The following is a 24,668-nucleotide window of genomic DNA, read 5'->3' on the forward strand; positions in this document are numbered from 1 at the left end:
AGGAAGCCAGTTGCGCCAGCGGCACTCTCCTGCACTCTGCCGCCCTGGCTCCACTCCCGGGCCGTCGCCACTTGACGCGCAGAATCCGGGGTGAACCGCTGGCCATGACAGTGCAGGTATGCCCGCGCAGCCGCTGCCGGTACTTTTAGCCCACAAGCCACTTCCCACTCGCTTCGTTCTATGAAAAGACACTTTTTCGCCTTAGCTGCCGGCGTATTACTGACGTCGGCCGTTGCCGCCCAAACGCCGCCCAAAACCTCCTTCAAATTCGACTTTGGCCCCGGCCAGGCGGCCCCCGGCTACCAGCAGGTGCTGCCCACGGCGGCCTACTCCCCCACCACCGGCTACGGCTTCGACTTTGGCACCACCGTGACGGGTGTGGACCGCGGCGGGAAGGACGCGCTCAAGGGCGACTTTGTGACCAGCAAGCAGCCGTTTTATTTCTCGGTGAATTTGCCGGAAGGCAACTACAACGTGACCGTGACGCTGGGCGACGCCAAGGGCTCGTCCAGCACTTTTCTGAAGGCGGAGTCGCGCCGGCTGCTACTCGAAACCACGGCCACCAAGCCGGGCCAGTTCACCACCCAAACCTTCACCCTCAACGTGAAGAGCCGCCGCATCAGCGACACCGAAACCGTGGCCCTCAAGCCCCGCGAATTGCGCAAGCTGGACTGGGACGACCGCCTGACGCTAGAGTTCGACGGCGCGAACCCCTGCCTTAACGCCATTGAGATAACGCCCGCGCCGCAAGCCGTGACGGTTTTCCTGGCCGGCAACTCCACCGTGGTGAACCAGGACGACGAGCCCTGGGCCGCCTGGGGCCAGATGCTGCCACGCTTCCTCAAGCCCGGCGTGGCGGTGGCCAACCACGCCGAATCGGGCCTCACGCTGGGCAGCTTCCTGGGCTCAAAGCGCCTGGCCAAGGTGCTGAGCGTGATGAAGCCCGGCGACTACCTCTTCATTGAGTTCGGCCACAACGACCAGAAAGACAAAGGCGAGAACGATGGCGCCTGGAAAGCCTATTCGGAGCGGCTGCACCTGTTTGTGCAGGAAGCGCGGAAAAAGGGCGGCATCCCAGTCATCGTTACCTCCACCAGCCGCCGCACCTTCGGGGCCGATGGCAAGATTGAAAACAGCCTCGGCGACTTCCCCGCCGCCGCCCGCAAAGTAGCCGAGGAGGAAAAAGTGGCCCTCATCGACCTCAACGCCATGACCGCCAAGCTCTACGAGGCCATGGGCGTGGAAGAATCGAAAAAGGCCCTGGTGCATTACCCCGCCAACACCTACCCCGGCCAAACCGCCCCCCTGGCCGACAACACCCATTTCAACCCCTACGGAGCCTACGAAATCGCCAAATGCGTGGTCGAAGGCATCAAAGCCAACAAACTAGGCCTAACGAAATTCTTGAAAAACGACACGCCCGCCTTCGACCCCGCCAAGCCCGACACGCTGGCCAACTGGGTGTGGGTGGACAGCCCGCGGAGTGAGGTGACCAAGCCGGACGGGAACTAGGCGTCTTTTTCTGCGAAAGGCACTTCCAGAAGCCCGGCTTGACGAGAAAAAAGAACGTCATGTCGAGCGCAGCCGAGACATCTCGCGTGCCGAAGTAATTCAATCGAAAAGAATTAGTGGTAGCACGCGAGATGTCTCGGCTGCGCTCGACATGACGGGTAAGCTCGACACGACGGATAACACTGTTTCCTAACGACTCCTCGTCCATGGCAAAAAATACAACATCAAAAACCCTCAAATTCCTGCTTTGGGTGAGCTTCCTGGCCGCTTTTGCGGCACGCGGGGCAGCCGCGCTGCCTGGCAACGCCCACCTGCTCGTTGCGCCGGGCACGCTGACCGAAAATTCCGTCACGGTTTTGTGGGATAAGCAGCCCGGTGCGGGCAAGGCAGTCTACGAGCTGGCCCTGAACGGTAAAGCCGTGGCAACGACCAGCAAAACCAATTACACCTTTTCCCAACTCGCCCCCGCCACAGCCTACGCTATTCAGCTGCGCGTAAAGCCGGAAAACGCCGGAGCAGCCCGGGATTTCGGCACCCTAAAATTCAAAACCGCCGCCAAAGGGAAGGTGTACAACGTGCTTGATTACGGCGCGAAAAACGATACCGCCGTCGTCAACACCAAAGCCATTCAGGCGGCGATAAATGCCTGCGCAGCGGGCGGCACCGTCCTCATTCCGAAGGGCACGTTTGTGTCGGGGGCGCTTTTTTTGAAGAGCAACATGACGTTGCGCATCGAGGGCATGCTGAAGGGCTCCCGCGCACCGGACGACTACCTGCCGATGATTCTGAATCGGTTTGAAGGCTGGGAACTGACCACCTACGCCAGCCTGCTCAACGCCGGCACGCTCAACCGCAACGGCTACACGGTCAGCAACCTGCGCATCACGGGCGGCGGCACCATCTCGGGCGGCGGGCGCCGCCTGGGCGATGCCATGACCAAGGCCCACGGCCTGCGCAGCCGGGGCCGCCTCATCTGCCTGTTGAGCTGCGAGGACGTGAGCATTTCGCACCTCACCGTGACGGAACCGCCCTGCTGGACCATCCACTACATCTACAGCCACAACATCAGCTGCCACGACCTAGCCATCGTCACGAAAGGCATTCATAACGGCGACGGCATCGACCCCGACTCGTCCACCGATTCCTACATTTTCAACTGCACCTTCGATACCGGCGACGACTGCATCGCCATCAAATCGGGCAAGAATCCGGAGGGTTTTGCCATTGGCAAGCCGACCCGCAACGTGCGCATTACGGATTGCGACTTCCTGCGGGGGCACGGCATTTCCATCGGCAGCGAGATGTCGGGCGGCGTGAGCGACGTGCTGGTGCAGGACTGCAAGGCCGGCGCGCTGCTGCACGGCATGCAGATAAAAGGCACCAAAGACCGGGGCGGCTACGTGCGCAACGTCACCGTGACGGATTGCCAACTGCGCCAAATCACCATTTTCTCGGCCGTCAACTACAACAACGACGGCGCGCCGGCCCCGGAGGTCCCGACGTTTGAGCAGTTTGTGTTCCGGAACATCGACCTCTCAGAAGCTGCTGCCACCGAGCCGGCCATCAACATCAACGGCTTCAAGGACCCGGCGCACCGACTGCGCAACGTCACGTTCAGCCACATCCTTTTGCCCGAAAATGCGAAGGTGGTCATCAACGATGCCGAGCAGGTGAAATTCACGGACGTGAAAGCCGGAAGCGGCGCGAAGCCCGCGTATTCGGTGGCCAACAGCGCTGATATTCTCTACTAAAAAGGCCGCCGGTTTGCCCGGGCCTACCTCCTGAAAATCCCCGCAAGCAATGACTAAAGTCTTCCTGGCCTTGCTCCTTTGGGCCAGCCTTAACCCAGCCTTTGCCCAGCAGAAAACTGCCCGCATACTCTGGTACGACCAGCCGGCCAACGTATGGGAAGAAGCCCTGCCGCTGGGCAACGGCCGGCTGGGCGCCATGGTGTTCGGCCGCCCGGCCGAGGAACTGATTCAGCTCAACGAAGCCACGCTCTGGACCGGCGGCCCCGCTAACCCAAACCCCAATCCCGAGGCCTTCAGCCATTTGGCGGAGGTGCGCCGGTTGCTCTTCGCCGGCGATAATGGCGCGGCCGTGAAGCTCATGCGCCGGATGCAGGGCCCCAACACCAACGCCTACCAGCCGCTGGGCGACCTGATTCTGCGCCAGCCCATGGCCGGCCAGCCCACCAACTACCACCGCGACCTCAATCTGGCCGACGCCACCGCCACCACCCGCTTCACCGTGGATGGCGTGGACTACACCCGCGAGCTATTCGTAACCGCGCCGGGACAGGTGATGGTCATTCGGCTCACGGCCAGCCGGAAAAAAACGCTGAATTTCAGCCTCTCAACCAAAAACCAACTGGCTTTTACCAAAGCCATAGAAGGCAGCAACGACCTGGTGCTGCGCGGCAAAGCCCGCATCTACGCCGACGAGCGCCGCGCCCTGAAACCCGTGGTGTACCAGGACGACCAAAGCTGCAACGGCATGCGCTACCAACTGCGCATTCGGGTGGTGAAAACCGATGGCAAGGTGTCGGGCGACAGCATTCTGCACGTCGGCGGGGCCAGCGAGGCGCTGATTCTGGTATCGGGCGCCACCAGTTTTAATGGCTACGACAAGTGCCCCGACAAGGACGGCAAGGACGAAAACCAAGAAGCCCTGCGCTACCTAGATGCGGCCAGTGGCCGGAGCTTCAACAAGCTAAAAGCAGAACACACCAAGGATTATCAGCAGTATTTCAATCGGGTGAATTTCACGCTGGACGGGGCCGTGCCGCCCAACCTGCCCATCGACCAACGCCTGAAGGCCTACAAAGCCGGCCGGCCCGACCCCGCGCTGGAGCTGCTGTACTTCGATTTCGGGCGCTACCTGCTGATTTCCAGCTCCCGTCCCGGTGGGCCGGCGGCCAATTTGCAGGGTATCTGGAACCCGCTCATTCGGCCTTCCTGGCGCAGCAACTACACAACCAACATCAACCTGCAGATGAACTACTGGCCCGCCGAGGCCTGCAACCTGCCTGAAATGCAGGAGCCCTTGCGGGCCCAAATTAACCGCCTTGCCAGAAACGGCACCGCCACCGCCACCAACTACTACCACGCCCGCGGCTGGGCCGTGCACCACAACTCCGACATCTGGGCCCAGACCAACCCCGTGGGCGAAGGCACCGGCGACCCCAAGTGGGCCAACTGGAGCCTGGGCAGCCCCTGGCTCGCGCAGCACCTGTACGAGCATTACCGCTTCACCAACGACCAAACCTACCTGCGCAATGAGGCTTACCCGCTGATGAAGTCGGCCGCCGAGTTCTGCCTCGACTGGCTGGTGGAAAAGGACGGCTACCTCGTCACGGCCCCGTCTACCTCGCCCGAAAACAGCTACCTCCTGCCCAATGGCAACCAGGAAGTGGTGACCATCGCCTCGACCATGGACATGTCCATCATGCGCGACTTATTCGCCAACGTCATCGAATCCGACTCCATTCTGGGCATCGATGCCGACTTTGCGAAGCTGCTGAAGCAGCAGCGCGCCCGGCTCTACCCGCTGCACATCGGGAAGGCCGGCAACCTGCAGGAGTGGTACGGCGACTGGCCCGACGTGGACCCGCAGCACCGCCACGTGTCGCAGCTGTTCGGCCTGCACCCGGGCCGCGAAATCTCGCCCTTGCTTGACGCCATATACGCCGCCGCGGCTCGCAAAACCCTCGAAGTGCGCGGCGATGAAGGCACCGGCTGGAGCAAGGCCTGGAAAATCAACTTCTGGGCCCGCCTGCTCGATGGCAACCACGCCTACAAGATGTACCAGGAGCTGCTCAAAGTCTCCACCCTCAACAACCTCTTCGATACCCACCCGCCCTTCCAGATTGATGGCAACTTCGGCGCCACCGCTGGCATCACCGAAATGCTGCTACAAAGCCAGCTCGACGATGTGCACCTGCTTGCGGCCCTGCCCGCCGCCTGGCGCGCCGGCCACGTTTCTGGCCTGGTGGCCCGCGGCGGCTTTGTGGTGGATATGGACTGGCGCGACGGCCGGCTGACCCGGGCGCGGGTTTTGTCGCGCACCGGCGCCCCGCTCCGGCTGCGCACCAATGTGCCGGTGACGGTGAAGGACATCGCGGCCCAAACGGTGACCAGTGCGTTGAATGGGCAGTCGCAGTACGTCACTGCATTCGAAACGAAGGCTGGTAAAACGTATGAAATCGTGGCGCAGTAGCGTGGACTCTGCGAGTCCGCGCCAGATAGCACAACACTACTGAGCCGTCATGCAGAGCGCAGCGAAGCATCTCGCGTGCTGTATCTGATTACCATCGCAAGCGAGATGCTTCGCTGCGCTCTGCATGACGTTTAAACGCACTAAATGAAAATCGCCCTTTACATTCCTTGCTTCGCGCTGCTACTCGCAAGCGGCCACGCATTCGCCCAAAAAACACCCGCCACCAAAGCTCCGAAAGCTGTTTCTGCCCCTAAAGCCACCGCGGCCAAACCCGCGCCCAAGCCGCTGTTCAGCGACCCCGTTTTCGATGGGGCGGCTGACCCGGTCATCATCTGGAATAAGCAGGCGAAAAAATGGTGGATGTTCTACACCAACCGCCGCGCCACCGACACCACCGCCACCGGCGTGACCTGGGTGCACAGCACCCGCATCGGCATCGCCGAATCGGGCGACGGTGGCACCACCTGGACCTACCGCGATACGGCCAACATCAACTACCGCCCCGACCGCGGATACACCCACTGGGCCCCCGATGTGGTGGAGGCCAACGGGCAGTACCACATGTTCCTGACCTACGTGCCCGGCACCTTCACCGACTGGAACCACCCGCGCGTCATCATCCAGCTCACCAGCCCCGATTTGCTGAACTGGAAATACGTGCAAACCCTGCCGCTCATCACTGATAAAGTCATCGACGCCAGCGTGTTCCGGCTGCCCGACGGCACCTGGCGGCTGTGGTACAACAACGAGCGGGACCACAAGTCTATTTACTACGCCGACAGCCCCGACCTGCTGCACTGGACCGACCACGGCCAGGCCCTGAATGAGCGCGGCGAAGGCCCCAAAGTATTCCGCTGGCACGAGCAGTACTGGATGATAATCGACCAGTGGAAAGGCATGGCCGTGTACCATTCCGATGACCTGCTGCACTGGCAGCCCCAGCCCGAGCGCCTGCTCGAACTCCCCGGCCAGGGCCGCGACGACCAGGCCATCGGCGGGCACTGCGACGTGGTGGTTAGCAACGGCCGCGCCTACGTGTTCTACTTCACCCACCCCGGCCGCAGCAAGGCCAGCCCCGCCCCGGCCAACAGCATCGCCGCCAAGCGCAGCGTGATTCAGGTGGCAGAGTTGGAATTTAAGGATGGCCAACTGACCTGTGACCGGGATAAGCCCACGTTTGTGCGGCTGGTACCGCCCGCAGGCCGGCGTTAGAACAAATCGTCCTTCGCCGGGGCAATGTAGGGTTGGGGCTTGCTGTCGGTGGGCGGCAGGCCGAAGTAGAAGTACAGCGTGCGCCGGATGGGCGCACCGCTGAAGTGGTTGGTTTCGGAGTTTGGCCCGAGGTTTTTGGGGTTGTTGTCGATGTTGAGGCCCAGCTTAGTGCCGATGGGCGGGATGCGGTCGAGGAAGGAAATGTCACCGATGGGCAGGCCGGGCTGGGGCTTCACGCCCGAAAGGCCGTAAAAATTGAAGCGCCGCACGAACAGGTCTTTGTCGGGGCTGGCCACTAGGAAGGCCCCTTCCACGGTGTTGAATTCCATCCAGGCGATATCGGCGAAATAGCCTTTGAACTCGGGGTAAATCCAGGGCGCGGCGGCCGTTTGGGTGTTGTTATTGGCGTTTTCCCACACATTTAAAGTGGTGCCGGCGAGGCGGTTTTTCCAGGCGCGGTACGGTCCCTGGCCCAGCCATTTGGCCCCGATAACGAAGTTTTCGGGGTAGGTGAAGCTGAGGCCAGCGAAGGCATAGTTGCCGGTGAGGGCGTACTCGTAATCCATTTGTAGCCAGCCGGTGGCGTACATTTTCCAGCGCACAGTTTTTAGGTCGCCGGAGTAGCGGGCTTCCACCACTTCGCCGTCGGGCTCGGTGCGGTGCGTGAGGCCGGTGAAGGTGGCAGTGCCGGCCACCAGCACGGGGCCGTTGGTGAAGCTGAGTTTGTCGCCGTTGTTGCCCTTCACACCGGTGATGCGGCCGTTGGTTTTGCTGAACGTGACCGAAATGTTGCTGGCCGTAAGGTTGAGCGTGCTATCGGTTTCGGCCACCTGCACGGCGGGCTTGTCCTTGCCGGCCAGCACCAGTACATCTGCCAGCAGCTTGGTATTGCCGCCGGTTTTCCAGGTCCATTTGTACACCAGATTTTTGGCCGGGTCGAAGGCCGAAAGGACGATGGCGTCGTAGCGTTGAAAGTCTTTGGGCAGCTCCAGTTTCAACTTGCCGGTGGCCAGCGGGGCTACGTTGGGGCTCTTGAAGCGGCTTTTCTTGCCCGTGATGCTGCCCGCAAACGGGTCGCTCGGCTGGCGGAAATTCACCAGCTCCCACTGGAAAAAACACTGGCTGAGGTTGGTGAAATGGTAGCGGTTTTCGACTTCTATTTTCCCGTCGAATTTGGCCGGCAGCTCTTTCAGGGTGATGTGAATGGGCGAGAAAATCTCGCGGATGGCGAAGAAGCTGCCCTCCTTTTCGCGGTGCGGGCCCAGCAGGCCGTCGGGCGCGTTCACGCCGTTCACGTCGATGATGTTGTTCTGGTCGGTGCGCACGATGCCCTCGTCCACCATGGCCCAGAGGAAGCCGCCGCCCGAGCGCTGGGCCTTCCAGTGCAACTCCCACATATCGGCCAGGCCGGCCCCTCCGCCCCCATCGTCCTGGCTGTGCAGGAATTCGGTGGGCATGTAGATGAGCGAGTCGGCGAGGATTTTTTGGGTGCTGTAGTAGTCCTCGTAGTGGTTGCAGTCGATGCCGCTGGCCGCGTTGCCGGGCCGGTGGTGCGGGTGAATAACCGGGCGTTTGGTGAGGTCGTATTGCGTAAAAATGGCGTCCAGCTCTTTGTTGGTGCCGCCCTCGTTGCCATTGTCCCAGAAGATGATGCTGGGGTGGTTCTGGTCCTTCTCCACCATGGAGCGCACCAGCGGCGTGCCGGCCCTGGTGCTGTAGAATTTCTGCCAGCCGGCCAGTTCATCGAGCACGTACAAACCCAGCGAATCGCAGAGGTGCAGGAACTCGGCATCGGGCGGGTAGTGCGACATGCGCACGGCGTTCATATTCATCTCCTTCAGCAGCTTCACGTCCTGCAGCTGAATGGAGTCGTTGAGGGTACGGCCGGTTTCGGGCCACCAGCTGTGGCGATTGGTGCCTTTCATTTTCACCTGCGTACCGTTCACGTAAATGCCCTTGCCGCGCCGCACCTCAATGGTGCGGAATCCAAATCTTTCGGTGGTCTGGTACTGCGTTTCAGCCCCGCTGCGTAGCGTGAGGCGGGCACGGTAAAGGTCGGGCGTTTCGCTGGTCCACTGGCGCGGGGTTTTGATGGTGGTAGTCAGGCGGGCCAGGGTGTCGCCGGCCGCCACGGTGGCGCTGGCGGCACCCACGGTTTGGCCGCTTTGGTCGATGATATCGGCCTGGAGTTGGGCGGGCTGCCGCACGTTGCGCACGTTGGCGCGGAGCGTAAAGCTGCCGTTGGCGCGGGCGTCAATGGCCACGTTTTCGGCGTATTGCTGCGGGTAAGACTGCAGGTACACCGGCCGGAAAATCCCGCCGAATACCCAGTAGTCGGCCAGTCGCTCGGCGTTGTTCACACTGGGCTCGGCCGACATCTTGCTCACTTTTACTTCGAGCAAATTTGCCTCGCCGAACTTGAGCTTGTCGGTGATATCGTACTTGAAACGGTAGAACGCGCCCTGGTGAATCGGGCCAGCCACCTGGCCGTTCACCTTCACTTCAGTGTCCGTCATCGAGCCTTCGAACACGATTTCAACGCGCCGCCCGCGCCAGGCGGCGGGCACGTTGAACGAATGCTTATACAGCCCCTGCTCGTCGGCGAAGCGGAAGTTCTTACCGTAGGTTTTGTAGTCGCGGCCGTAGTTGTAGAGGCCGAAACCCTGCTGCTCCCAGCATGAAGGCACGGCAATGGTAGTCCAGTAGCCGCTTTTGCGCCCGCCGGTACAGTAGAAATCCCACTTCACGGTAGGGTGGTTGTCGCGGCCGGAGAGGTATTGAATTTGCTTCTGGTTGGCAGACGTTTGGGCACGAGTATTCTGGAAGGACACAAGCGCCCAAACGAGCAACAGGTATTGAATAGTTTTGGGCATTGGAGGGCGATGTAGAGACGCGACACTTCGCGTCTCGTCGTTACTGATGTTGTTCCTAATGGGCTGTGGTTCCGGCCGTTCAACGCCGAGACGCGAAGTGTCGCGTCTCTACATGGTTCAGGCGGTTCTAGTAGTGCGTATGGTTAACCACGCTGTTTCTCAAGTATTCCAGGTTCTTCTTCGAGTCTTTGCCGCTGTGCGCGGCGCGGCGGCTGCCGAAGACACTCAGCCGCCCCTGATTCAGCGTGATGACCTCTTCCGCGCCGCGTCCCGTGAAATCGAACATGTGGAAAACGGTGTCGGGGAAATACAGCTCGCCGGTACCAGCGTCGTTCAGCCGGAATTTGTGCCAGAACAGCCAGGTGGTGCCGTCGCCGCGCCAGTTGCCGCGCACGAAATCAGGGTTGCCGTTGATGGGGTTGCCGGGCCACTTTTTCACTAGGCTGCCGCCGTTGTCGAACCAGTAGAGCTGGCTCGACAGGCCGGGCTCGTCGGTGCCCTTGGTGCCATAGGTGCGGCCGCCGATGACGACCTGCGGGCCGGAAACGCCTTTCAGGAAATTGCCCACGGCGAGCTGCTGGCTGTGCTCGGCGGTGTTTTGCCAGATGATTTTGCCCGTCATCCCATCATAGATGAACACGCCGGTTTCGCTGTTGGCAGTGGCGATGTCGAGACGGCCGTCGCCGTTCATGTCGATGAATTTGTAGCTGTCGGCGTGGTCGTGGTTGTCGGGCAGCAGGTCGAAGCGGTTCCAGATTTCTTTGCCGCTCGTATCGAGCAGCAGCGAGCCAACCAGCACTTCGTCGAGGCCGTCGCTGTTGAGGTCGACGGGGTAAACGTAGTGGCCCAGGTTGTCCTTTTTGCGGTGCTCGGTGTGCTGCCAGAGCTGCTTGAGGTCGGCCGCGTAGGCGGTCACGTTCTGGGTGCCGCCCATGTCGGTGTAGGCCACCAGGTCGTTGGCCGGGCCGGCGTGCAGGTGGGCAATGGCCAGCCGGAAGTTGTTGTAAACGTGCGGCAGCGGCTGGGTGGGCCAGGGCGTTTTGCGCAGAATGCGGCCGGTGCGGCCGTCGGCCACCACCAGCCACTCCTGGCCTTCGATGAAGCGCCAGTGCACCACTTCGGCGCGGCCGTTGCGGTCGAAGTCCCAGAGCACACCGGGCGCTTCAAATTCTGACCGTTCCTTCACATACTCAGTCGGCGCCTGGTAGGCCCAGAGCTCCTTGCCCGCGTTATCGAAAACATGGGCCGAGAAGTCGGGTTCCAGCACCATGAAATCGGTTTTGCCGTCGCCGTCCACGTCGCCGAATTTCACGGCGTTCGACGATGGAATAATGTACTGCTTCAGCAGCGCCACATCCTCCGGCAGCTGGTAGGGCCGAATATCTGCTTCCTTCAAATCGGCATTTTTGCTCAGGACCAGCACGTCCACGGCCGCGCCCATTTCGATGCGGGTCAGCTTGACGTAAGCCGGGCCGGCTGGCAACTCAAACGTGCCGCCGGCCTGCCAGCTTAGCGGGCCGCGACCAAATTCCCCAACCGTCACCTTATCATTGACGGCGACTTTGAAGCCGGTGTTTTTTTCGCCCTGGCTGCGCACAAATAGCATGTAGCGCCCCGCTTCCGGCACCTGCACGCGCACCTGCATGTTGGTTTTCGACTTCAGCACCAGCGCGGTGTTGTTGAAAATCCAGGGCGCATGCAGGGCATTGGCATCGGCAATGACGACGCCTTTGGGGAGCTCCTGAATAAAATCCGACGCCGGAATGATGACCGTAGCCGGCAGCGGTGCGGGCCGGGCGGCAGGCGTCTGGGCAGCGATTCTTGAGCTGCCAGTGCAGCACAATAACATGGCCACGACGGCGAGTTCTTTCATGCGCAATGGGAGCTGTAGCGCGGACTTTTAGTCCGCGAGTGCATCGGAATTAAACCTGTAAGTCGCGGACTAAAAGTCCGCGCTACTTCTTCAAATATTTGCTTAGCGCCAGCCCCTTCGTGGCCTTGATGCCCTCGGCCACGGTGGCAGCGTTGAGTTGCGCGCCGGCTTCGATGGTGTGGGTGTGGTCCTTTGAGGTGAAGTAGACGGTACCCACTTTGGCTTCGCCTTCGCGGTCGTATTTGTCGGCCACCAAGCGGTTCAAATCAATGAAATAAGCGCCGCCTTGCTGGGCGGCCTCGGCGGCCCATTTGGTGTAGCCATCGGTGGCGCGGTTCACCTTACCGGCCTTCCAGCCGTTGCGCGGCACCAGCGAGCAGACGACCGGCGTAGCGCCTTTAGCCTTGGTTTCGCTAATGACTTTACGCAGGTACCAGCCGTAGCTGTGCACCACTTCCTGCTGCTTGGTGAGGGGGTTGTAGAGGTTCTGGCTTTCCTCGCCGTTGCTTTTGATGGTGCCCCGGGCGCGGGAAGTGTCGACCAGTGCGCCATCGTCGTTGTGGCCGAATTGCATGATGACGAAGTCGCCGGGCTGGAGTTTATTCCGCACACCTTCCCACAGGCCTTTGGTCTGGAAAGTGCGGCTGCTGGTGCCGCCCAGCGCGTCGTTCTCGATGCGGATGCGGGTGGTGTCGAAGTGCGCGGGCAGGTAGTTGCCCCAGCCCCAGAGGCCGCCGTCGCCCTTGCCTTTTCCGTTTTTCACGGTCGAGTCGCCGATGAGATAGAGCGTGGGCTTGCGCTTGGGCGGGCGGGCGGTGAAGGCGGCCAGTAGCAGAACGAGGACAAGCAGGCCGTAGGTGCGGGTGGTTTTGGTGGGTTTCATGGAAGGTCCTTGTGTCATGCTGAGCGCAGTCGAAGCATCTCTACCGCAATAGCCATCAGATTACTCTCGCAGTAGAAATGCTTCGACTTCGCTCAGCATGACGTTCTTTTTGAGGGAGAATTCTACTTCTTCAGATACTTGTTCAGCGCCAATTTCTTGTTGGCCCGAATGCCGTCCACCACTGATTGGGCGTTGATAATCGCGCCGGCTTCGTTGGTGTGGGTGTGGTCGCCGGGGAAAAACTTCTTCACTTCCTCGGGGCCCAGCTTCTCGTATTTCAGCGCCGTGATGTCGTTCAAATCGATAAACGCCACGCCTTCCTGCTGGGCTACTTCCTGGGCCCACTTGCCAAAGTCGTTGCTGGCCCGGATGACCTTGCCGTCTTTCCACTCGTTGCGCGGAATCATGGAGCAGACCATCGGCGTGGCCCCTTTGGCCTTGGCCTCGCGGATAAATTTGCGCAGGTAGAAGCCGTAGGTGTTCACGGTTTCGGGGTGGCCGTCGGGCCACACGAGGGCTTTGGTTTCCTCGCCGGTGCCGCGCAGCACGCCGCGCCGGCCGGCCTTGCTGGTGTCGGGCACGCTGCCCTCGTTGTGGCCAAACTGCATGATGAGAAAATCACCGGGCCGGATGGCGTCGATGGTGGTTTTCCAGCGGCCTTCGGTGATGAAGGTGCGGGTGCTGCGACCGGCCTTGGCGTTGTTGCGCACTTTGATTTTGGTGGTGTCGAACAGGGCGCTGATGACGTTGCCCCAGCCCATTTGCGGCTTGTTGTTGTTGTTCACCGTCGAATCGCCGATGAGAAACAGCGTGGGCGGCGCGCTCGGCTTATGGAAGCTGGCCAGCAGGAGAAAAAGCGCCGAAAGGGCGAGAAGGGGTTTCGTTTTCATGGTTTTTAAGAACGATTGTAGAGACGCAACACTTCGCGTCTCCTCGTTGCGGATGTTGTTAATCGGGCGTGATAGCAGAACTCTGTAGGGTCGTTCAACGCGGGAGACGCGAAGTGTCGCGTCTCTACAATCGTTCCATTATTTCGTGGTTTCCATCGTCACGGTGCCGTCCGTCAGGCCCGGCGCGGAGGCTTTAACCGTAATCGCGCCACCCGCCGATTTTGCCTTCACGATGGCGATGCACTGGCCCTGGTAAGCTTTGCGCTGATTGGTCTGGTAGCCTTCGTGGCTGGCCACGTTGCCGTTGTCGACGGCGGCCAGCAGGGCCGGGCCGGTCATCGTGAAGGTGAGCTGGTTATCCGCATTCGGGCAGAGCACGCCGTCGGCGTCCACCACGCGGGCGGTGAGGTAGGCGGCATCGTCCCAGCTGGCACCCAGCTTCGGGCGGCTGGTGCTGAGGACGATGCGGGCGGGCGGGCCGGCCGTTTTCAGCTCGTCGGTGGCTACTTCCTGGCCTTTGTTGCGGGCCACGGCACGCAGGGTGCCCTTGGCAAAGGTCACGTCCCAGGCGCGGGGGGCGTCGTTGGCCGGCTTGTCTTTTTTGCCCAGCGACTGCCCGTTGAGGAACAGCTCCACCTCGTCGGCGTTGCTGTAGGCCTCCACCTTGCCGTCGTCGTAGGTGTCGAAGTCGGTGGGCGTCCAGTTGGCCACCCAAGGGCCGGCGCCGGCGTTGCCTTCCTTGCGCACGAGGTGCACCACGGGGGTGGAGCTCCACCAGCTTTGGCGCTGGTAGGCAATGGGTTTCCAGCCGCCCACGCGGTCGAACAGGCCGAGGTCGGAGGTGGTGGCGGGCCAGTCGTTTTCGCCCAGGTAGTCGAAGCCGGCCCACAGAAACTGGCCGGCCATGAACGGATTGTCGCGCAGGGCCAGCCAGGCGGTAAGGGTGTGGCCGTTTTCGGTGCCAATGACCTTGCGCTCGGGCTTGGCCTGGTGGGCGGCCACCAGCTCGTTTTCGCGGTAGTTCTGGCCCACCACGTCCATCGTTTCCACGAAGCCGTTCTCGTACACCTTGCTCTGGCCGGGGCGGAACAGCGCCATGGTCACGGGCCGCGTGGGGTCGAGCTGGTGGATGAGGTCCTGCTGCATCTTGTATTTCTGGAAACCCTCAGGGTTGTTCAGGTTGTCGTGGATTTCGTTGCCCACGCTGTAAATCACAATGCTCGGGTGGTTGCGGTCGCGCAGCACCATGCTGCGGGTGTCAGCCTCCCACCATTTCGTAAAAAAGCGGTTATAGCCCTGCTCGCCGTTGTTTTTGGCTGCCGTCCAAGTGTCAAACGTTTCGTCCATCACCAGAAAACCCATCTGGTCGCAGAGGTCCAGAAACTCCGGCGCCACGGGGTTGTGGGCCGTGCGAATGCCGTTCACGCCGGCCTGCTTCAGCAGCTCCAGGCGATGGCGCCAGCCATCGAGCGGCACGGCCGCACCTAGGCCGCCCGCGTCGTGGTGCAGGCACACGCCCTTGATTTTCATTGGCACACCGTTCAGCGAGAAGCCGGTGGCAGCGTCGAATCTGGCTTCGCGGATACCGAAGGGCGTGGTTTGCTCATCGAGCAACGTTTTGCCATTGAGTAGCTTCGAAACCGCTTGGTAGAGGCGCGGCTGGTCGGGCGACCAGCGTTGCGGGGACTTCACGGCGAGGCTCTGGCTGAAGTCGGCCGATTTGCCGGCGGCCACGGTTTGCTTGGTTTCGGTGGTCTGGACGGACTTGCCGCTGGGGTCAAAAATCGTGGTTTGCAGCGTGTATTCGCTGCTGGCGGCCGTCTGGTTCAGCATGCCGGCCTTCACCTGCACGGTGGCGTTGTCGGCCCCGGCTTGGGGCGTGGTCACGTACACGCCGCCTTCGCCAAAATGTGCCGGGGCCGTGCTCACCAGCCGCACGTGCCGGTAGATGCCCGCGCCGGTGTAGTAGCGCGAGGCCGGCTGCACCGAGTTGTCAGCGCGCACGGCCAGCACGTTGGTCTGGCCCTTGCCAAATTTCAGGTGCTTGGTCAGGTCGTAGCTGAAGCTGCTGTAGCCGTAGGGCCGCTGGCCCAGCGACACGCCGTTTATCCAGACCTCGCTGTTGGCCATCACGCCATCAAACTCGATGCGGACGCGGCGCTGGGCATCGGTGGCCGGCAGCGTAAATGACTTGCGGTACCAGCCGATGCCGGCCGGCAGGTAGCCCCCTCCCCTATTGGTGGGGTTGGCCTGGTCGTAAGGGCCTTCGATGCTCCAGTCGTGTGGGACGTTCAGCGTACGCCATTTGGCATCAGCGAAGGCCGGGGCTTCGGCGCCTTTGGCGTCGGATTTTAGAAAATGCCAGTCGTTGTCGAAGGGTGTGGTCACGCGCTGGGCCAGCACCGGGAAGCTGCCGAACACCAGGGCTATGGCGGCCGAGCGGCGGGCGGCGGAGAGGAATCTATTCATCAAGTCGTTTTCGGGTGGGAAAGGAGGCAGCCGGTGGGCAAATGTTCGTTTAAATGCAATGGACGGTATCCTGCACCTACCTGCACCGTAGCGCGGACTTTAGTCCGTGCTACAGGTTCTTCATGCCTTCGCCCAGGAAAAAGCCGGGGTGCGGGGGCTGGTTGTAGCCCACGTTTTCGCGGGCCACGCCGAGGCGGTAGGCGCGGTCCTGCATCAGCGTGACGAGGCGGTGCTGGGTGGGGATGGTGGTGCTGAAGATGAGCAGTGCGGAGTTGTCGGCGGTGCGCCACACTACTTCCTCGCGCCAGTCGCCCAGCAGGTCGGCGCTGAGGCAGGGCGTGGCTTTGCTGCCGTTGCAGGACGCCGCACCAAAGTCCTTGCCTTCGAGCAGCTTGGCGAACTGGCCGGCCTGGTAGTCCCACTTCTCCACGCGGGAGTCGTTCAGCAACTCGCGCAGCAGGTCGCCGTCCCACCACAGGCCGAAGTTGACGGAGCGCGGCGAGGGGCCGATTTTCTCGCCTTTGCAGGTGAGCAAGCCCAGCTCGGGGTTGCTCACCCACAGCTCGGCGCCGGGGTAGCGTGGGTCGATGTCGGCCGCCATGCCACGGCCCACGTCCTCGCCGGGCAGTTTGGAGACGAGCATTTTGCCGGTGCCGGCGGCGTAGAGGGCCGCGCCGGGGCCGTTTTCGTGGCCGGGCACCTTCTCCTCGTTTTCGTGTACGCCCCAGGCTTCGAGGCCGGGCAGGCTGGGGTCGAGGTCAGAGACGTGGAGGGCGTCGCCGTGGCGCAGGCCGGTGCTGAACAGGCCCATGCCGTTGTCGTCCACCACCATCGAGCCGTACACGATTTCGTCGCGGCCGTCGCCGTCCACATCGTTCACGCTCAGGCCGTGGTTGCCCATGCCGGAAAAGGGATTCTGGCCGTCTTTCGAGTCGAACACCCAGCGAGAGGTGAGCTGGCCGCCGCGCCAGTCCCAGGCGGCCAGCACGGTGCGGCCGTAGTAGCCGCGGCACATCACCACGCTGGGCTTGGCGCCATCCAGGTAAGCCACGCAGGCCAGCATGCGGTCCACGCGGTTGCCGTAGCTGTCGTTGCCGCCGTTGCCGCCGATGCCGCCCCAGCCGCCCAGCTCGCCCCGGGCTGGCAGATAAGGCGTGCTGGCCAGGGCCGCGCCGGTTCGGCCATCGAAAACCGTGAAGTATTCCGGGCCGGCCAGGATACGGCCGTACTTGCTGTCGCGCGGGCTGGGTACGCTGGCGCCATCGGTGGGCACCGTCAGCGAGCGGTAGTCCTTGCCGGCATCGCCAATAGTTTTGCCTGCGCCGTCCACGGTGCCGTCGGCAGTTTTGCAGGCCACTTCGGCCCGGCCGTCGCCGTCGAGGTCGTAGGCCATGAACTGGGTGTAGTGGGCGCCAGCGCGAATGTTTTTGCCTAAGTTGATGCGCCATAGACGGGTGCCGTCCAACTTATAGGCGTCCAGAATGACAGGGCCGGTGATGCCGCTGGAGCCGTTGTCGCGGGCGTTGGTAGGCTCCCACTTCAGCACGATTTCATATTGGCCATCGCCGTCGAGGTCGGCAGGGCTGGCGTCGTTGGCGGTGTAGGTGTAGGGACTGGTTTCGGGGCCGCTGCTCACGGTGCCGCCGGGCGGCGGCTGGAGGGGCAGGCGCAGGTAGCCGTTGGCCCAAGCTCTGACTCTGGCAGAGTGGTCTTTGCTGAGCTTGTTATTGCCTTTGAAATATTGTGCTAACGTGCCGTCAACAGGTAGCACGAGGTACTCAGCGGCTACCCGAGTTGGGGAGGTAGCATCCACCCAATTAGTTCCGGCAGCCAAAGGCTTGTCGTTCAGTTTTACCGGCGGGTTAGCGTCACTCAGCCGATATATGTCAAAGGCCACATTAGCCGCATCATCAGCCAGCAGGCGCCAGCTGATGAACACCTTCCCATCGGGCTGGGCTATGGCTACCACTCCCCTCCCCAACCGCTCGGGCTGGGCTTGCGGGGCAGCGGGTGGCGGCACCATCGATGGGCCTGCGCCCAATAACACTGTGGTGAGCAGCAAAGGCAAAAAGCGGGTTTTCATTGGAAAAAGGAAGGACAAGTCATGTTAAAAAGAACGTCATGCTGAACGCAGCCGAAGCATCTCGCGGGCAAGAGTAAACCTATCAATTGGATTACTTCGGCACGCGAGATGCCTCGGCTGCGCTCAGCATGACGTTCGATTTGCTGCAACAACGTTCTGGTCACTGCAACTCAGTTAAGCCAGCCGGCGGCTTAGTTGTAGCCGGGGTTCTGCTGCCAGAAGCCCGGGTTGATGCGCAGCTCCAGCAGCGGAATGGGGAAAATCAGGTCGTGGTCGTCGAGTTGGCGGAAGCTGGCGCCCGCGGCGGTGGTGCTGCGCTTGAAGGCCGTCATTACCGAAATGGCGTTGCCGGTGCGCACCAAGTCGTGCCAGCGCTGGCCTTCGGCCACGAACTCGTAGCGGCGCTCCTTGAGGATGGCGGCGCGGAAGGCGGCCTGCGAGGCCGTTTCGGGCGAGGTGGCGGTGAAAGCCGTCAGGCCCGAGCGGGTCCGAATCTGGTTCACCAGCGAAATGGCCAGGGGCGGCGGGGTGCCACCGGTTTCCTCGGTCAGCACCTCGGCGTACATGAGCACCACGTCCTCGAAGCGGATGATGGGGAAGTTGTTGGGGTAGTCGGTGCGGTTCTGCACGCCGGCCACGCCCTTCTCCAGGAACTTGGTGAATTCCGGCCGGCCGGCAACGATGGTTCCGGAAGCGTTGCGAACGACCGAATCGAGCGTGGCGGCTTTGCGCTTGTCCACCTTGGGCCAGTTGGCGCCAAACAGGGCGGGCGGCAGCGTGAAATCGGCGGCAAAGCCCGTGAACGGCGACCAGTTGGTGGGGAACACCTGCCCCTGCTGCCAGGGAATGGGGTTGCCCAGGCCGGTGCCGCCCGACTGGAACTGGATTTCAAACACGGCGTACTTGTTGTCGTTGGCCGATTTGAACAGGTCGGCGAAGTTCGTCGCTACCGAGAACGTGGTGGGGCTGGCGGCGGCGTACACGTCCATCAGCTGCTGCTTGGCCAGGGGCAAGGCCGTGGCCTGGCGCAGCGGGTAGCCGTACATGGTGAGGTACACCTTGGCCAGCAGGGCTTTGGCGGCCCACTTGGTGGCGCGGCCCTTGTCGGCGGCGGTGTAAGTGGCGGGCAGGTTGTCGGCAGCAAAGAGCAGGTCGTCCACGATGAACTTATACACGTCGGCCACGGGCGCACGCGGCACCTGCTTCGACTGCTCAATGGTCAGGGTCTTGTCCACAATCGGCACAGCGCCGAAGAAGCGCACCAAGTCGAAGTAAGCCAGGGCGCGCAGGAACCGGGCCTCGCCCTTGAACTGGGGCACGCGGGCAAAGCTGAAGGGCTGAATGCGCTCCTGCAGCACGTTGGCGCGGTACACGATTTCGTAGAGGTCGGTCCAGGTGGCTTGCAGCTGCTGGGTTTGCGAGGTGGTGTTGAAGTTGCTCACGTCGCTGTAGTCGCGCTGCACGGTGGCAATGTCGGCGGCCACGTTGTCGGAGCGGAACTCGGCCAGAAACCAGTAGGAGTTTTCGGGCAACGACAGGGTGCCGTTGTAAATGGCTATCACGCCCTGGTTCACCTGGATTTCGTTCTGGTAAAACCCGTCCACCGTGTTGTTGGCCACGGGCTGAATCTGGAGAATGTCCTCCTTGCAGGAAGTGGCCAGGAGCCCGGCGGTGCCCAGGCCCACGGCGCAGGCCACTTGTTTGAGAAATAAAGCTTTCATCGGAATGTATCGAATAAGGAGGGTGGGAAGACCTTACAGCGTCAGGTTGAAACCGAGGGTGTAAGTGCGGGCCTGCGGGTAGCTGCCGTTGTCGAAGCCGCCGGTTTGCAGGGCCTCGGGCGAGAAGCCGCCGGTGTAGTTGTGCCAGATGTAGGCGTTTTCGAGGGCCACGTAGAGGCGGGCGCCGCTGTAGAAGCGGGCCTTGGGCAGGGTGTAGCCCAGGGTGATATTTTTCAGGCGGATGTAGTCGGAGCTATACAGCCAGCGCGAGTCCAGCAGCGAGCTGTTCTGGGCCGTGATGTTGGGCGTCTTGCCGTCGCCGGGCTCGGCTTCCGACTTCCAGCGGTTGTTCCAGGATTCGGCGTGGTTGTAGAGGTAGCCCATGCCGGGGCGGTCGATGCTGCGGCCGATGAGCGAGTAGAGGTAGGCACCCTGCTGGGCGTTCATCAGCACCATCAGGTCGAAGCCCTTGTAGCGGAAGGTGTTCGTGACGCCAAAAATGTACTTGGGCGTGGGGTTGCCCATGATGGTGCGGTCGGCGTCCGTGATTTTGCCGTCGCCGTTCACGTCGCGGTACTTGATGTCACCCACGCGGGTATTGCTCAGCTTGGGTTGGTTGTCCACCTCGGCCTGGGTCTGGTACACGCCGATGGCGTCATACAGATAGTAGGAGTTGATGGGCAGGCCCACTTGCAGCAAGCTCACAAAGCCGCCGGGGCTGCTGCCGGTGGGCACGGGCGTGTTGTCGTAGTCAAGCTTCTCAACGCGGTTCTTGTTGTAGGAGGCGTTGAAGTTGGTGCTCCACTCAAACGCGCCCACCAGGTTGCGCGAGGTCAGGCCCAGTTCAACACCCTGGTTGTACACTTCGCCGATGTTGACGTAGGTGCGGGTGAAGCCCGTGAGCGACGAAAGCGGCACCTGGTAAAGCAGGTCGGACGTTTGCTTGGTGTAGTAGTCGGCCGTCACCTGCAGGCGGTTGTTCAGGATGCTGAAGTCGAGGCCGTAGTTGAAGCTGGCCGTTTGTTCCCAGCCCAGGTCGCGGTTCTGGAAGCCCACCGGTGCGTAGCCGTTAATGCTGGCGCCGCCCAGCGAGTAGTTGCTCACGCCGAGCAGCGAAAACTGCGAGTCGTTCGGGATGCGGTTGTTGCCGGTCACGCCCCAGCTGGCGCGGGCCTTCAGGTCACTGATGAAGGTGACGCCCTGCATGAAGCTTTCGCTGGAGATGCGCCAGCCGGCGCTCACGGCCGGGAAGTAGCCAAACGGGCGGTTGGCGCCGAACTTGGAGGAGCCGTCGCGCCGGATGCTGGCCGACAGCAGGTAGCGCTGCTTGTAGTCGTACTGGGCCCGGGCGAAATACGAGAGCAAAGCCTCCTTGCCGGCCGTGATGTAGCTGCGGTTTACAGTCGAATTGGCGCGGTCGAACAGGTAGGTCTGGTCGTTGGGCAGCTGGCCGTTTTCCTGCTGCGAGAAGTCCACCTTGGTGCGCTCCACCGAGTAGCCCAGAATGGCGTTCAGGTTGTGGTCGCCAAACGAGCGGGTGTAGTTCAGCACGCTCTGAAACAGGTAGCGCGTGTTAAACGTCTGCGAGTAGCGCGAGGTGCTCAGCGAGCCCGGGGCGGCGCCCACCCAGTCGCGGCTGGCGTTGGTGGGCGTATAAATCTGGTCCTGGAAGTAGCCGTTGTCCATGGCGCCCAGCAGCTGCAGCTGGAGGCCTTTGTAGAGGTCCAGGTTCAGGCCCATGTTGGCGTTGAGGCGGGTGCGGGTGCCGTTGGCATCGGTGCGTTCCATCACGGCCACGGGGCTGATGTAGCGGCCCGAGTAGTTGTAGGTAAAGTAGGGGTCGGCGCCGGCATAAATGCCCGCGCCTTTCGGCGACACGGGCGGCATCTGGGCGGCGTTCAGGGCTTGGCCGCCGGTGCCGTCCACACGGCCCAGGCTGCTCCATTCCATGCTCGGGGCCAGCGTCATAAACAGCTTGATGCCCTTGCGAATCTGGGCGTCAATGTTGGCGCGCAGCGTGGCGCGCTGCAGGTCGCTGCCGATGATGATGCCGTTCTGGTTCAGGAACGAGCCATTCACGTTGTAGTTCACGTTGTCGGTGCCGCCCGACACGCCCACCGTGTACTGCTGCATCAGGGCGCGCTGGAAAATGGCTTTCTGCCAGTCGATGTAGTCCAGGCTGTCTTGGCCGTACTGCCACTTGGGGTCGTAGGTGTAGCGGATGACGTTGGTCGAGCTCGGGGGCACCCCGTTCACGGTCAGGCGCTGCAGGCGGGTGGTGCGCGAATCCTCGGGCCGGTTCAGGGTGGGGTTTTGGTTCACCCAGTCAATGTCGATGCCTTCCTTGCGCATCTGAATCCAATCCTCGGCCGACTGCACTTTCAACCGGCTTTCGGCTAGCTGCACGCCCGTATAGCCCGAAAATTGCAGCTTGGCTGCGCCCTTCTTGCCGCGCTTGGTGGTCACGAGTACCACGCCGTTGGAGCCGCGCGAGCCGTAGATGGCCGCTGAAGCCGCGTCTTTTAGCACCTCAATGTTGGCCACGTCGGTGGGGTTGATGCCGCGCAGGTTGTCCACCGGCACGCCGTCCACCACATACAGCGGGTCGTTCGAAGCGTTGATGGAAGCCGCGCCGCGCACCCGAATCTGCAGGTCGGCGCCGGGCTCGCCGGTGGTCGTCTGCACGTACACGCCGGGCATCTGGCCCACCAGCGCATTCTCGATGCGGTTGACGGGCCGCTCCTCAATCTCCTTGGCGGTGATGCCCGTCACGGCGCCGGTCACGTTGCCGGCTTTCTGGGTGCCGTAGCCCACCACCACTACTTCGTCGAGGCCTTTGGCGTCGACATCCAGCACGGGGCTGATGGTGGTCTGGCCGTTGATGGCCACTTCCTTACTGGCATAGCCCACAAAGCTGAACACCAGGGTGCCGCCTTGCTCGGGCACTTGCAGGGTGTAGGTGCCATCGGGGCCGGTGCCAGTGCCGTTGGTGGTGCCTTTCAGCAGCACCGTCACGCCGGGCAGGGCTTCCTTGGTATCGGCGGTGGTCACCTTACCGCTCAGGGCGCGGGTTTGGGCCAGGGCGGCCTGGGAATAGAACACCGCCAGCACGAGTAGCAGCAGGCGGGTAAGCTGGTATAGCTTGTTCATGGAAAGGTTGGTTGGTGGGTTTTTAAAAGCAAAAGCCCTGTGAGTAAGGGCTTCCTTAGGTAGAGGCAAAGCAACCGCCGCCCACTGCCCCTACTCACCTGTGCTCTCCTGAATTCGCTGATTCCTGTACTATTTTTTCATCTTATCTACATTTTCAACGCCGTCATTTTCAATGTTTGGCGCGCGATACCTGCGTGTTTTTTGCCTCAGTATCAGCCGCTGCATCTATCGCAAAGCCGAGAATGAAGAAATTGCTGGCCCAACCGCAGAATACGCACGCAGTTCGCGCCGAAAGCCCCCGCGCCAGCAGCCTTTTCGCGCAAAAACAGGCCGGCCGCCGGCTACCTGCTCTCCCTCTCCTGCTGGCCGCCCGGCATTCCGTTAGTTTTCATCGGGCGCCGGGGCATAAAACAGTTGGGCCCGCTGACATGCGCTGTCAGCGGGCCCAACTGTTTTATGGTGACAAGAAAAGCGCAGCAGTTTATTCGATGACGGCCGCCGTATCCGGCGCCGCGCCGCTGTGCTCCGGCGAGCCCAGGTAGTTGCCGTAGCCCACCACAATGGTCGAAAACACCACCGTCAGAATGCCCAGCGTCACGGTCCGCATGGTAGCCCGGTTGGCGCCGCGCCACTCGTGCAGCACCAGGCCCCACATGCTACTGAAGGCGATAATAAAGGCCATGTGCAGCGTCCAGCCCGAGAAGCGGTAGGTGCCCAGCTTGGTGTCGCCCATGCCGTAGAAGAAGAACTGGAAGTACCACATGGTGCCTGCCATGGCGCAGAAAATGATGTTGCGCAACGCCGGAAACGACGGGTTGAAGTAGTCGGTGTAGGTCTTGTTCTTAACGTTGAGGTAGAGGCACCACACCGCGTTGGTGGTGAGGCCGCCCAGCAGAATCACCACCAGAATGGCGTTGTTCTTAAAGAGCGGGTCGGCGCCCTGCTGCACGGCCAGGTCGGCAATTTTCTGCCCCGCCGCCAGCCCGAAGGCGAAGCAGGCGCTCATGATGCCCGAAAACACGGCTACCAGTAGGCCCTTGCGCAGGTCGTATTCGGCAATGGATTTGCCCTTTTCCTCGGCCGTGAGCGACTTCTCTTTCATCAAGCCGGCGCGGCTGCAAATCAGAATGCCCACCAAGCACACCAGCAGCCCCAGCAGCGTCACCTGCCCGGACAGCGTGCTGGCCAGGTGGCCCATCGTGCCTTCCCAGATGGGCGGCACCAGCGTGCCCACCAGCGCGCAAAGTCCCATAATCACGGCCATGCCCAGGCTCAAACCCAGGTAGCGCATGGCCAACCCGAAGGTGAGGCCGCCAAAGCCCCACATAATGCCCCAGAAATACACCCACAGCAGCGTGGTGAAGTCGGTTTGGTGCAGTACTTCCGTCAGGTGCGGCACGGTGGCCAGGCCCAGAATCCACGGCACCACCAGCCAGCTCACGATGCCGCCCACCAGCCAGTAGCTTTCCCAGGCCCAGCCCGTCACCTTCTTATAAGGAAGGTAAAAACTGCCGGAGGCAAAGCCGCCCAGCGCATGAAGGATAACTCCCCAGATTACAGCCATAATGATGTTGTTTTAGGCAAAACTGTCCGGTAAGTGAGTCCAAACCCTCCTGTGCTCTCCTGACCGCGAAAGTAGCGCGCAAAGTAGCGCGGACTTTGTAGTCCGCGCCCCGGAAGGAAACCCGAACGACACCCAAATGGCACGGCGACGCGGACTACAGAGGCCGCGCTACTGTTCACAATAACTTTTTACGGCTAAGCAGGAGAGTGCAGGATGTTAG

The 24,668-nt window shown here is 61.9% G+C and carries 13 protein-coding genes; 4 read left to right on the plus strand and 9 right to left on the minus strand.

What is annotated here, in order from left to right; all coding sequences use genetic code 11:
• Nucleotides 1-180 precede the first annotated feature (180 nt).
• The 4 genes from Q4S41_RS08880 to Q4S41_RS08895 all read left to right on the plus strand — a co-directional run bounded on the left by Q4S41_RS08880 (nt 181) and on the right by Q4S41_RS08895 (nt 6,942).
• Nucleotides 181-1,512 carry a rhamnogalacturonan acetylesterase gene (locus Q4S41_RS08880; RefSeq protein WP_305030757.1) on the plus strand — a complete coding sequence of 444 codons (1,332 nt, stop codon included), beginning with the start codon at nt 181-183 and terminating at the stop codon, nt 1,510-1,512.
• A gap of 206 nt (nt 1,513-1,718) precedes the next feature.
• The gene (locus tag Q4S41_RS08885; protein WP_305030758.1) at nt 1,719-3,263 is read left to right on the plus strand and encodes a glycoside hydrolase family 28 protein; all 1,545 of its coding nucleotides are present in this window, start codon (nt 1,719-1,721) and stop codon (nt 3,261-3,263) included.
• A gap of 49 nt (nt 3,264-3,312) precedes the next feature.
• Entirely contained in the window at nt 3,313-5,730 is a 2,418-nt protein-coding gene (locus Q4S41_RS08890; protein WP_305030759.1) for a glycoside hydrolase family 95 protein, read from the plus strand.
• A 144-nt stretch (nt 5,731-5,874) separates the two neighbouring features.
• A complete protein-coding gene (locus Q4S41_RS08895) occupies nt 5,875-6,942 on the plus strand; it encodes a glycosyl hydrolase (protein WP_305030760.1) in 1,068 nt (355 codons plus the stop codon).
• Here the strand turns inward: Q4S41_RS08895 and Q4S41_RS08900 are convergent.
• The 9 genes from Q4S41_RS08900 to rhaT form a co-directional block, all read right to left on the minus strand.
• Nucleotides 6,939-9,815, minus strand: coding sequence for a glycoside hydrolase family 2 protein (locus Q4S41_RS08900; protein WP_305030761.1), 2,877 nt, complete (start codon nt 9,813-9,815; stop codon nt 6,939-6,941). The two genes, Q4S41_RS08895 and Q4S41_RS08900, sit on opposite strands and share 4 nt — an antisense overlap.
• Nucleotides 9,816-9,942: 127 nt before the next feature.
• Nucleotides 9,943-11,688 (minus strand): hypothetical protein, encoded by a 1,746-nt coding sequence (locus Q4S41_RS08905; RefSeq protein ID WP_305030762.1) that lies wholly within the window; start codon nt 11,686-11,688, stop codon nt 9,943-9,945.
• A gap of 82 nt (nt 11,689-11,770) precedes the next feature.
• The gene (locus Q4S41_RS08910) at nt 11,771-12,571 is read right to left on the minus strand and encodes a GDSL-type esterase/lipase family protein (RefSeq protein WP_305030763.1); all 801 of its coding nucleotides are present in this window, start codon (nt 12,569-12,571) and stop codon (nt 11,771-11,773) included.
• 122 nt (nt 12,572-12,693) lie between these two features.
• Complete coding sequence (locus Q4S41_RS08915) at nt 12,694-13,461, minus strand: rhamnogalacturonan acetylesterase (RefSeq protein ID WP_305030764.1); 768 nt, start codon at nt 13,459-13,461, stop codon at nt 12,694-12,696.
• Nucleotides 13,462-13,599: 138 nt separating this feature from the next.
• Entirely contained in the window at nt 13,600-15,930 is a 2,331-nt protein-coding gene (locus tag Q4S41_RS08920; protein ID WP_305030765.1) for a glycoside hydrolase family 2 TIM barrel-domain containing protein, read from the minus strand.
• 109 nt (nt 15,931-16,039) lie between these two features.
• Nucleotides 16,040-18,013, minus strand: coding sequence for a rhamnogalacturonan lyase (locus Q4S41_RS08925; protein ID WP_305030766.1), 1,974 nt, complete (start codon nt 18,011-18,013; stop codon nt 16,040-16,042).
• 191 nt (nt 18,014-18,204) lie between these two features.
• Complete coding sequence (locus Q4S41_RS08930) at nt 18,205-19,734, minus strand: RagB/SusD family nutrient uptake outer membrane protein (RefSeq protein WP_305030767.1); 1,530 nt, start codon at nt 19,732-19,734, stop codon at nt 18,205-18,207.
• A 33-nt stretch (nt 19,735-19,767) separates the two neighbouring features.
• Nucleotides 19,768-22,884: a SusC/RagA family TonB-linked outer membrane protein gene (locus Q4S41_RS08935; RefSeq protein ID WP_305030768.1), complete on the minus strand. Its 3,117-nt coding sequence runs from the start codon at nt 22,882-22,884 to the stop codon at nt 19,768-19,770.
• A gap of 481 nt (nt 22,885-23,365) precedes the next feature.
• The gene (rhaT, locus tag Q4S41_RS08940; RefSeq protein WP_305030769.1) at nt 23,366-24,448 is read right to left on the minus strand and encodes an L-rhamnose/proton symporter RhaT; all 1,083 of its coding nucleotides are present in this window, start codon (nt 24,446-24,448) and stop codon (nt 23,366-23,368) included.
• Nucleotides 24,449-24,668: the final 220 nt, after the last annotated feature.

It is taken from the genome of Hymenobacter convexus, assembly GCF_030580955.1.
GTDB lineage: Bacteria > Bacteroidota > Bacteroidia > Cytophagales > Hymenobacteraceae > Hymenobacter.

Coding starts and splice junctions, on each gene's coding strand:
- Q4S41_RS08880 (WP_305030757.1), top strand. CDS start 181: ATGAAAAGACACTTTTTCGCCTTAGCTGCCGGCGTATTACTGACGTCG.
- Q4S41_RS08885 (WP_305030758.1), top strand. CDS start 1,719: ATGGCAAAAAATACAACATCAAAAACCCTCAAATTCCTGCTTTGGGTG.
- Q4S41_RS08890 (WP_305030759.1), top strand. CDS start 3,313: ATGACTAAAGTCTTCCTGGCCTTGCTCCTTTGGGCCAGCCTTAACCCA.
- Q4S41_RS08895 (WP_305030760.1), top strand. CDS start 5,875: ATGAAAATCGCCCTTTACATTCCTTGCTTCGCGCTGCTACTCGCAAGC.
- Q4S41_RS08900 (WP_305030761.1), bottom strand. CDS start 9,815: ATGCCCAAAACTATTCAATACCTGTTGCTCGTTTGGGCGCTTGTGTCC.
- Q4S41_RS08905 (WP_305030762.1), bottom strand. CDS start 11,688: ATGAAAGAACTCGCCGTCGTGGCCATGTTATTGTGCTGCACTGGCAGC.
- Q4S41_RS08910 (WP_305030763.1), bottom strand. CDS start 12,571: ATGAAACCCACCAAAACCACCCGCACCTACGGCCTGCTTGTCCTCGTT.
- Q4S41_RS08915 (WP_305030764.1), bottom strand. CDS start 13,461: ATGAAAACGAAACCCCTTCTCGCCCTTTCGGCGCTTTTTCTCCTGCTG.
- Q4S41_RS08920 (WP_305030765.1), bottom strand. CDS start 15,930: ATGAATAGATTCCTCTCCGCCGCCCGCCGCTCGGCCGCCATAGCCCTG.
- Q4S41_RS08925 (WP_305030766.1), bottom strand. CDS start 18,013: ATGAAAACCCGCTTTTTGCCTTTGCTGCTCACCACAGTGTTATTGGGC.
- Q4S41_RS08930 (WP_305030767.1), bottom strand. CDS start 19,734: ATGAAAGCTTTATTTCTCAAACAAGTGGCCTGCGCCGTGGGCCTGGGC.
- Q4S41_RS08935 (WP_305030768.1), bottom strand. CDS start 22,884: ATGAACAAGCTATACCAGCTTACCCGCCTGCTGCTACTCGTGCTGGCG.
- rhaT (WP_305030769.1), bottom strand. CDS start 24,448: ATGGCTGTAATCTGGGGAGTTATCCTTCATGCGCTGGGCGGCTTTGCC.